Below are 7,658 nucleotides of genomic sequence, written 5' to 3'. Positions count from 1 at the left end.
TTGATAGTTGCTACCAAAGTAACGGGTCCTAACGAGTATTTTAAGTATATAAGAGAAAATTTAGGGTTTTCAAAAAAGGTAATTTATGAAGCTTTAGAGAAAAGTTTAAAACGTTTACAAACTGATTATGTAGATGTTTATCAGTTACATTGGCCTGAAAGAAATACCAATTTTTTTGGTCAACGAAATTATGTTCATAATCCAAATGAAAAATGGGAAGATAATTTTAAAGAAGTTATAGAAACATTAGATGGTTTAGTAAAAGAGGGTAAAATTCGTCATTATGGTGTTTCTAATGAGACCTCCTGGGGTTTAATGCGTCATTTAACAGAAAGTAACTACAATAACTTAATACGTTGTAAAACTATTCAAAATTCATATTCATTATTAAATAGATCTTTTGAAATTAATTTAGCAGAAGTTTCCATGCGTGAAAATGTTGGTTTACTAGCCTATTCACCTTTAGGTTTTGGAATGTTATCAGGGAAATATTTAAACGGAAATTCACCAGAAAATTCACGCTTAAAATTATTCCCACAATACAGTCGTTATAGTAGTTCACAATCTTATCTTTTAACTCAAAAATATGCTGATTTAGCTCAAGAGCTTAATTTAAGTTTAGCACAATTAGCATTAGCTTTTGTAAACCAACAGCCATTTGTAACTTCAAATATTATTGGGGCAACTTCTATGCAACAATTGAAAGAAAATATTGAGAGTATTCAAGTGGAACTTTCAAAAGAAACACTTGAAGAAATTAATAAAATTCAAGAATTACAACCCAACCCAGCTCCTTAAATTTTTATAGATTATAGTTAAATTTCATCATTAGAAATAGTTTTTCTAAAGAGGAGAAATTGGTTAATATTTAAAAAAAGATAAATTTATCTTAATACCTGATAAAAATCATCTTTTCTTCAGTTCCTCCCTGTTATTTTTGTAATAATTATTATAATAAAAATTAATTCAATTTAAAAGAAATGAAATTTAAAAATTTATTAATTGCAATTTTAGTATTAGTAACAATGCAAAGTTATGCACAGTTAACTATTAGTGGTGAATTAAGACCACGTGCAGAATACAGAAATGGATACAAAACCTTAACAGCAGATGGTTCAGATGCAGCATTATTTGTGTCACAACGTACACGTTTAAATACAAAGTATGTTACAGATGATTACACGTTCTTTTTAAGCTTTCAAGATGTTAGAGTTTGGGGAGATGTAGCTCAATTAAATACTGCAGATAACAATGGTTTAGCAGTTCATGAAGCTTGGGGACAAGTAAAATTCAATCCAAGTTTTTCTGTAAAATTAGGTCGTCAAGAAATAATTTATGATGACAGTCGTATGTTTGGAAACGTTGGTTGGGCACAACAAGGACGTAGCCATGATGCAGCAATTTTCAAATTTGGAAATGAAAATTATAAATTAGATTTAGGGGTTGCTTACAACCAAGATGCTGAAGCATTATTTGGTAACTTATATACAGTTGGGGGAAATTACAAAGCAATGCAATATGCTTGGTTTCATAAAGATTGGAGCAATATAAAAGCAAGCTTTTTGTTATTAAACAATGGATTACAAAATGTAGCTGCTGAAGAAATTCGTTATAGCCAAACATTAGGTACTAACTTAAATTTTAAAGCATCAAGTAACTTAAATGTTGCAGTAAACGCTTATTTACAATCAGGTAAAGATGTTGCAGATCGTGATTTAAGTGCTTATTTAGTAGGGTTAGACTTAGGATATAAAGCTTCAGATAAAGTAAATTTAGGTTTAGGTTTTGAAATTCAATCAGGAAATGCTTACGATGGTGAGGTTTCAAAAAACAAAGCTTTTACTCCTTTCTACGGAACAAACCATAAATTTAATGGTTTTATGGATTATTTCTATGTTGGAAACCATGCAAATAGTGTTGGTTTAGTTGATATTTATGCTAAAATTGGAACTAAATTAGGAGAAAAATCTAGTTTAACAGCTTTTGTACATAACTTTTCAGCACAAGCTGATATTGCACAAGATGTTGAAAAACATTTGGGAACTGAAATTGATTTAGTATATTCACATAAACTAAATAATGATGTAACTATTGGCGCAGGATATTCACAAATGTTTGCTTCAGAAGGATTAGAAGTATTAAAAAATAACGCTAGTGGAAATGGAAATAACTGGGCTTGGTTAATGCTTACTATTAAACCAACATTATTTTCATCAAAATAATAGAATCCTTAATTCAAGATTATGAGCATTTTTAGAAAATTAATTCCACCACCTGAATGGCGTTTACCCGTACTAATTTTAATGGGTGCTATTACTGGTCTAACATTATATGCACTTATCGAATCTAAGGCGGTATCTTATTTATCTGATGATCCAAAAACGTGTGCCAATTGCCATGTAATGACACCTCAATATGCAACTTGGCAAAATAGTTCTCATAGAGAGTGGGCAAGTTGTAACGACTGTCATGTACCGCAAGATAATTTTTTCAAAAAGTATGCTTTTAAAGCTAAAGATGGTTTATACCATGCATCAGTATTTTTAACACGTGGTGAGCCTGAAGTAATTAGAATGAAAGAAGCAGGTGTTGAAGTTGTTCAAAGCAATTGTATAAGATGTCATGAAGATCAGGTAACTGACGCAAGGTTGAGTGCTTCAGTTGAAGATCATAAAGAAAATAGAACCGAAAGAAAATGTTGGACTTGTCATAAAGAAGTTCCTCACGGAAGCATACATAGTTTATCATCTGTAAAGTATTATGGAAAAATAGATGAAGAACATCAAGAAACTGTACCGCAATGGTTAAGTAAATATTTAAAAGAATCAGATAATCAAAAAGATAAAAAAGATGAGTAATACAAGAAAACCTTGGAAAAACTGGATGTTATTTTTAGCATCATTAGTAGTAGTGTTTTTGTTAGGACTTTTAGTTTCTTCAATAACAGAACGTAAAATGGAGGCTAAATTTGCCTATACTCCAATGACTAAAATTAATAAATTAGAACCTAGAAATGAAGTTTGGGGAGAAAATTTCCCGCGTGAGTTTCAATCATATTATAAAACTGCTGACACAACATTTAGATCTAAATACAACGGAAATGCTAATATTGATATGTTAGAAGTTGATCCTAGATTAGTGGTACTTTGGGCAGGATATGGGTTTTCAAAGGATTACAACCAAGGAAAAGGACATGTTTATGCAATTGAAGATGTTACAAACACATTACGTACTGGTGGACCAACAGGGCCTGATGATGGACCAATGCCTTCAACATGCTGGACTTGTAAATCGCCTGATGTTCCACGTTTAATGAACGAAATTGGTGTAGATGATTACTACAAAGGAAAATGGGCAAGTAAAGGGGAGCAAATTGTAAACCCTATTGGATGTGCTAACTGTCATGATGAAAAATCTATGAAATTGACCATTACACAACCAGCTTTAATTGAGGCTTTTGAACGTCAAGGAAAAGATATTACTAAATCTTCTCATAATGAAATGCGTTCTTTAGTTTGTGCACAATGTCACGTTGAGTACTATTTCAACAAACATTTACCCGAAAAAGAAGGAATCCCTTATTTAGTATTCCCTTGGGATGATGGTCAAACAGTTGAAGATATGGAAAAATATTATGACAAAGTAGGTCACGTAGATTGGGTGCACTCTATTAGTAAAGCTCCAATGTTAAAAGCGCAACACCCTGGTTACGAAGTTTACAAAATGGGTATTCATGGGAAAAGAGGAGTCTCTTGTGCTGATTGTCATATGCCTTATAAAACGGAAGGTGGACAAAAATTTACAGATCACCATATTCAATCTCCTTTAAACAACGTTGCTAATTCTTGTCAAGTTTGTCATAGAGAAGAAAAAGACGAATTAATTAAAAACGTGTTTGATAATCAAGATCGCATTATTGAAAACAGAGATCAATTGGAAAGATTATTAGTACGTGCTCACATTGAAGCAGGTAAATGTTGGGAGTTAGGTGCTACTGAAGTTCAAATGAAAGCTATTTTACAAGGTATTCGTTACGGCCAATGGCGTTGGGATTATGCAGCAGCATCTCATGGTGGTTCTTTTCATGCACCTGTTGAATTAGGCAGAGTTATTGGAACAGGAATTGATATTACACAAGAAACCAGAATTAAATTGGCAAAGTTACTAATGGAATTAGGTTTTAAAGGTGAAGTTCCTTACCCAGCCATTGAAACTAAAGAAGCTGCTCAAAAATTCATAGGATTAGATATGGAAAAATTAAAAGCTGAAAAGGAAACTTTCAAAAAAGAGTTGTTGCCAAAATGGAAAGAAGCAGCAAAAGAAAGAGAAGCTAAGTATTAATACTTTTTATATATTTGAACTCTTATGAGCGAAAATAATATAAAGGTTCAACGTAACTTATGGGAAAATCCTTGGGGTTACGTTGAATCTTTTTTTATAGGAACCGGTTTAATTATAACTGGATTGTTATTAGAGGTATTAAATACTTCCGAAAGCACATTTACACTATCATACCCATTTAATTTATATTTTTTAATTGGCTATGTTTTAATATTGTTTGTACTGTACAAATGGTTTTCAACAACTCAAATTATTAGATGGTTAACAAAAGTTCCAGCATCTATTTCAAGCATTACATTAGTTACAGTGCTTGTTATGGTAATGGGAATTATACCTCAAATTCCTTCAGAAAATAACATTATTAATAATTTAGGTTTAAACCATATTACCAGTAATTGGGCATTTTTATTAATATTGTTTCAATTTTTAACCTGTTTAGGTTTAATTTCTATCAAAAGAATATTACAATTCAAATGGTCTAACTTCGGTTTCATTTTAAACCATTTAGGACTATTTTTGGCATTAATTGCAGGAATTCTTGGAACTGGAGATTTACAGCGTTTATCCATAAATGTTTATGAAAATAAACCAAGTTGGATAGCTACCGATATGAATAACCAAGAAGTTGAATTGCCTTTTGCCTTTTATTTAAAAGACTTTTTAATAGATGAATACCATCCAAAGTTAGCTTTAATTGAGAATAAAACAGGAAGCATTGCTCATAACAATGGTAAAAACTTGTATTTAGTTGAAAAAGGAGAAAAATATAGTTTCAAAAACTTTGAAGTAACGGTCAATGATTTTTTACCAAATTCAGGAAGGGTAGGAGCACGCTATGAACCTGTAAACGAATTAGGTTCTCCGCCATCTGCATCAATTTCAGTAAAAAATGTAGAAAATGATTCTATACAAAATGCATGGATAAGCAGCGGAAGCTTCAGATATCCGTACGAATCTTTTAAAATTAGTGAAGAATATTCTGTAGTAATGACCATTCCTGAAGTAAAGAAATTTAGTTCAGATATTGACATTCTAACTAAAGAAGGAGAGCGTATCAGCACTGTTTTAGAAGTAAATAAACCATACAGCTATAAAGGTTGGAAAATTTACCAGTTGAGTTACGATGATAAAATGGGAAAATGGAGCAATTTAAGCGTTTTAGAGCTTGTTAAAGACCCTTGGCTACCACTAATTTATATTGGAATTTTTATGATGATTGCAGGTGCTGTTTATATGTTTTGGATGGGAAATAAAATAACTAAAAATCAAGAATAATGACTTGGATAGATTTTCCTTTATATAGTTCAATCATTGTAATCCTATGGGTTATTGGTTTAGTATTTTTAGTAGTTTCCTACAAAAAACAAGCAGTTTTTAAAATTGCAAACTTATTATTTGTTGCAGGTTGGGCAGTTATGCTTGTATTTGTCATAAAATTATGGATAGAACTAGATCGCCCACCAATGCGAACTTTAGGTGAAACCCGTTTATGGTATGCTACATTTTTACCATTAATTGGTTTTGTAACCTATATTCGTTGGCAATACAAATGGTTTTTAGCCTACAGTATTGCAATGGCAAGTATGTTTTTAGCCATTAATTATTTAAATCCAGAAACGTATTCAAAAACCTTAATGCCAGCATTACAAAGTCCGTGGTTTATACCACACGTGTTGGTTTATTTATTTTCGTATGCAGTATTGGCAGCATCAAGTGTTGTAGCTATAAAAGGTTGGTATGATAGTTATAAGGGAAACTTCAAAATAGAAACCTTAAAATTAGCCGATAACTTAGTATATATAGGATTTGCTTTTTTAACTTTGGGGTTGTTATTTGGCGCACTTTGGGCAAAAGAAGCTTGGGGTCATTACTGGACCTGGGATCCAAAAGAAGTTTGGGCATTTTTAACCTGGATGGGCTATTTAATTTACATTCATTATCGCAATTTTCATTCGCACAATAGCAAACAAGCGCTTACCATTTTAGCATTGGCATTTGTAGTTTTGTTAGTGTGTTGGTTTGGTGTAAATTATTTACCAGTAGCAACCACAAGCGTTCACACCTATACGCAGTATTAGTAACTCAATATTTAGTATCCACGTCATGCTGAACTTGTTTCTGCATGACGTGATCATTTTAACTAAATTATTTTTGGGGCGTTCCCCTTTGGGTCAGGCTATCATTACTCGCTTTTTTTGGTTGAAAAAATCAACAAAAAAAGAGCTCAAACATGCCATTCTATCCTTAACGCAATAGTAATATTTAGGGACAGTTTTATAGATTATTTAGATACCTGAGTAAACATATACGATACTCCAAAATAATTTTAAACATGTATAATATTTAATGTTTCAATCAGTGGTTCATTGTTAAAACGCAATAATAATTGAGCAACAGCTACAGTATCTTTTTCACAGTATTTTACAATTCTTTTTATATTTTTTTCTTTGTAAAAAACAGCTCCAACCTCGCTACCGTCAATGTCATCTTTTGGAGATGGAATCCCTAAAATAGTTGTCAATAATTTTAAGGAAGAAAAATGTTTGTAGTCACCGAATTTCCACAATTCCATAGTGTCAATATGAGGGATTTCCCAAGGTTTTTTACCAAATAAATTTAATTTTTCAGGCAATTCAATTTGATGAATAATCATTCGTCTAGCTATATACGGGAAATCAAATTCTTTGCCATTATGACCGCATAAAACATGTGGTATTTTATTGAAATGGGTATTTAACAATCTTTTAAAATCTTCTAATAATTTCGCCTCATCACCAAAAAAAGAAGTCACTCTAAAAGTTCTGTCTTTTGAATCAAAATTTGTAAAATAACCTACTGAGATACACACTATTTTACCAAATTCAGCCCAAATCCCCGCGCGATTGTAAAACTCTTCTGGAGAAAAATCTTCTTTTCGTTGGTACTGTGTTTTTTGAGCAAATAATTCTTGTTTGTATTCAGGCAAATCACTAAAATTCTCAACTTCAGGTACCGTTTCAATATCTAAAAAAAGGATGTTTTCAAAGTTAATTTTAATATTCATAATCCAATTTTATTTTAGGTTCAACTATTTAATTATCAATTTACGAGTTGCAATTTTATCCTCTTCTTCAACTCTAACCATATAAATTCCTGAATTTAATTTAGAAATGTCAATTGTTTCATTAGCATGTACATATTTGCTATAAATACAGTTGCCCATCATTGAATATATTTCAACCTGTTTATCTAAATTACTATTTGTACTCATAAATAATTTACCATTTGAAATTGGATTTGGATATAACGAAAAACCTTCAATTTGGTTTTTAACAATT

At 31.4% G+C, this 7,658-nt stretch carries 8 protein-coding genes; 6 read left to right on the top strand and 2 right to left on the bottom strand.

Going from position 1 to position 7,658, the window contains the following annotated elements:
* The 6 genes from ABY863_RS11855 to ccsA form a co-directional block, all read left to right on the top strand.
* Window positions 1–798 (top strand): aldo/keto reductase (locus ABY863_RS11855; protein WP_372795096.1); only part of this gene is annotated, 798 nt, incomplete at its 5' end.
* Window positions 799–980: 182 nt separating this feature from the next.
* Window positions 981–2,222 carry an alginate export family protein gene (locus ABY863_RS11850; RefSeq protein ID WP_372795094.1) on the top strand — a complete coding sequence of 414 codons (1,242 nt, stop codon included), beginning with the start codon at window positions 981–983 and terminating at the stop codon, window positions 2,220–2,222.
* Between the two features lie 21 nt (window positions 2,223–2,243).
* The gene (gene nrfH, locus ABY863_RS11845; protein WP_372795092.1) at window positions 2,244–2,858 is read left to right on the top strand and encodes a cytochrome c nitrite reductase small subunit; all 615 of its coding nucleotides are present in this window, start codon (window positions 2,244–2,246) and stop codon (window positions 2,856–2,858) included.
* Window positions 2,851–4,341 (top strand): ammonia-forming cytochrome c nitrite reductase, encoded by a 1,491-nt coding sequence (gene nrfA / locus ABY863_RS11840; RefSeq protein WP_372795090.1) that lies wholly within the window; start codon window positions 2,851–2,853, stop codon window positions 4,339–4,341. Before nrfH ends, nrfA begins: the two co-directional genes overlap by 8 nt.
* A 24-nt stretch (window positions 4,342–4,365) precedes the next feature.
* The gene (locus ABY863_RS11835; RefSeq protein ID WP_372795088.1) at window positions 4,366–5,616 is read left to right on the top strand and encodes a cytochrome c biogenesis protein ResB; all 1,251 of its coding nucleotides are present in this window, start codon (window positions 4,366–4,368) and stop codon (window positions 5,614–5,616) included.
* On the top strand, window positions 5,616–6,419 hold the full coding sequence (gene ccsA / locus ABY863_RS11830) for a cytochrome c biogenesis protein CcsA (RefSeq protein ID WP_372795086.1): 804 nt from the start codon (window positions 5,616–5,618) through the stop codon (window positions 6,417–6,419). Before ABY863_RS11835 ends, ccsA begins: the two co-directional genes overlap by 1 nt.
* Window positions 6,420–6,667: 248 nt before the next feature.
* Here ccsA and ABY863_RS11825 read toward each other — a convergent pair whose 3' ends face one another.
* Together ABY863_RS11825 and ABY863_RS11820 are read right to left on the bottom strand one after the other, a co-directional pair.
* A complete protein-coding gene (locus ABY863_RS11825) occupies window positions 6,668–7,384 on the bottom strand; it encodes a 3'-5' exonuclease (RefSeq protein ID WP_372795084.1) in 717 nt (238 codons plus the stop codon).
* 24 nt (window positions 7,385–7,408) lie between these two features.
* Window positions 7,409–7,658, bottom strand: a 250-nt coding sequence (locus tag ABY863_RS11820) for a T9SS type A sorting domain-containing protein (RefSeq protein ID WP_372795082.1), incomplete at its 5' end; no start/stop codon positions are given.

The sequence above is a fragment of the Lutibacter sp. genome, from assembly GCF_041562875.1.
GTDB lineage: Bacteria > Bacteroidota > Bacteroidia > Flavobacteriales > Flavobacteriaceae > Lutibacter.
This window is presented reverse-complemented; position numbering and strand designations above follow the sequence as displayed.